The organism is Thalassobacillus sp. C254 (assembly GCF_001310615.1).
Window position 1 is genome coordinate 1 of sequence record NZ_BAXQ01000058.1, and the last position, 2,251, is coordinate 2,251.

Consider the following 2,251-nt stretch of genomic DNA (forward strand, 5'->3'; position numbering starts at 1 on the left):
TTTCATATAGATGATTAATTAAGTGAAAAAATAAATTAGCTTCTTGTTGATCCATAGCCATATACATTAAGTCGTCGATGATAACCAAGTCAGCCTGTCGAATACGTTTCATAGATAACTGAGATTTCCGAACGTATTCCTCTGTTTTTAAGAGGGGTACAAGTTCTCCCATCGAAATAAAAGAAACTCGAAATCCCTTATGAATGGCTTCCAACCCCAGACCAATAGCTAGATGCGTCTTTCCAATGCCAGGTGGCCCCAGAAAGATTAAATTAAACGTCTGTTCCAGCCAAGACAGCTCTTGGAGCTGCTTTAGCTGTCTTTGACTGAGAGACGGCTGCTCCGCAAGGTCAAACTCTTCCAAGGTCTTTTGATACGGAAACCTTGCCCATTTCAAATGTTTTTCAATCATTTTTTCCTCTCTACGCTTCTCTTCATAAGTAAGGAGTTCATGAAGAAACTCTTGATAGGTCCAGGATTGGGCTTCGGCTTCTCTCAGAAAGAGAGGCAGCCTTTTAGATGTTTCTGCCATCCTAAGTTGATGAAATTGTCGTTGTAAACTTTCCGTAGAAAGACTCATGTTAGGCCCCTCCCAAAATCTTCAGGTAGCTTTCCAAGTTTCTCACTTCTGCTGTTTCCTCCCACGCTTTTGAATATGGAATGGAAGGAAGGTTTTCGGGGAGAAGGGACCGATCAGATTGTTGGTTCCTTGCTAGATATCTGGTTACATCTTCAAACGAGTTGGCACTCCACAAATTTTCTTTTATGCATATTTCAATCGCCTGTTGAGCGAAAGAAGGGTACTGCTTCACGGCACGTTGGAGAATCTTCAATTGATCTCTTATGTACCTTGGGTAACGTTGATGGATCTCTTCAAGAAACCGTTGGATATCCTCTTTCTGATCAAAGGAGCCTTTTACTGTTTCCATATAAGCAGGTATACCTTTTGATCGGTCTCGGGAATGGTGAGTGTTCTTGATAAGCTGGCCTTTTCCAACAGCCAGAGGATGAATCGCAATCTGCTTTCCTTGTGGAGTTTTTTCAATAATAAGGTGTCCTTCTTCTATACGAACGTACACCGTATTCTCTCCGTTTGCTTGGTAAGTCCTAACGGGACGGAGTAGCGATTCGAATGATATTTTATGATGTTGTCCTTATGAACGGTTCTTGATATACTTAACCCACGGTGACTCTCGAAAGAGAGTAGGTAAGAGACTTTTCGTAAGTGTGGCTTTTCCAGGGCGAACACTTCGACTGGTCTCTTTTTTATTGTATTGTGTACTTGGAAGTTTCCCTTGCGTTCTAACCAGGCAAGGCATTGCTCATTCCATGTTTCTATGTCATAAAATACTCGATGTTTCGCAAAGTTGTGTTTTACGAATTTTACTGTGTTTTCTACTTTCCCTTTTGATTCAGGATCTGCTCTCCTGCATAAGTGAATCCGAAATCCTCTTTGTTGCTTATAAGCCTGAAAGTCTTCTGTCAGAATAAAATCACCTCCATTTTCACTGACGGTCATTAATTTATCTTGGTCATAAACAATTTCTTCTGTGATCCCTCCATAATACTGAAAGGCATTCTCGTGACTTCGTAACACATCCTGAGTCGTAAACGGATGATCCTGCCATTCTGCGTATTTAAAGCGAGAATGCGAGAGGACAAAGGCAATAACGTATAGCTTTTTAGTTTTGCCTTCATAAGTGAAAACTTTCTTTTCTCCAAAATCAACCTGCATTTGTTTGCCTTTTGGGAGTTCTTCGATGGCTTCAAAGGTTCGGACTTCTTTTACTTTAGGAACACAATATGTTTCTCTTAGTTCTTTAACATAAGCTCGAACAGTGCTTGCCCCCACATCTTTAAAAGAACAACGTTCTTCTAACCAATCTGAAATCTGAGAAGCCGAAAGGTCAGGGTATTCCTTTAACCACTGGAGTAAATGATTTTGATAAGGATCCAGCTTACGCTTCCTGGTTTTTAGTTGGTACACCCATTCGCTTGCATCCTCAAAATCCCTCTTCAAGTAAGCATAAACAGTATTCCTTGATAAGTTACACTTTCTAGCAATCGCTGCCACAGAAAACCCTTCTTTTCTTAGCTGATGAACATAAACATGCTTTTCCAATTTCTCCACCTTCATTCCCTCCGTCAGTCACACATTTTCTTTATAGTGTACATGACAAGAGGTGTTTAGTAGGGGAAAAGCGCTCAAATCAATCAAGCAGTAACTGTTCAACTTAGTCTAGCAGTTACA

1 protein-coding gene and 1 pseudogene are annotated in these 2,251 nt (G+C 40.6%); both read right to left on the reverse strand.

Annotated features, from left to right (window positions below; all coding sequences use genetic code 11):
- Positions 1–580: ATP-binding protein (locus JCM19033_RS21530; RefSeq protein ID WP_054637874.1), on the reverse strand; the 580-nt coding region annotated here is incomplete at its 3' end.
- A gap of 1 nt (position 581) precedes the next feature.
- Positions 582–2,137 (reverse strand): annotated as a pseudogene (istA, locus tag JCM19033_RS21535) (IS21 family transposase).
- Positions 2,138–2,251 lie beyond the last annotated feature (114 nt).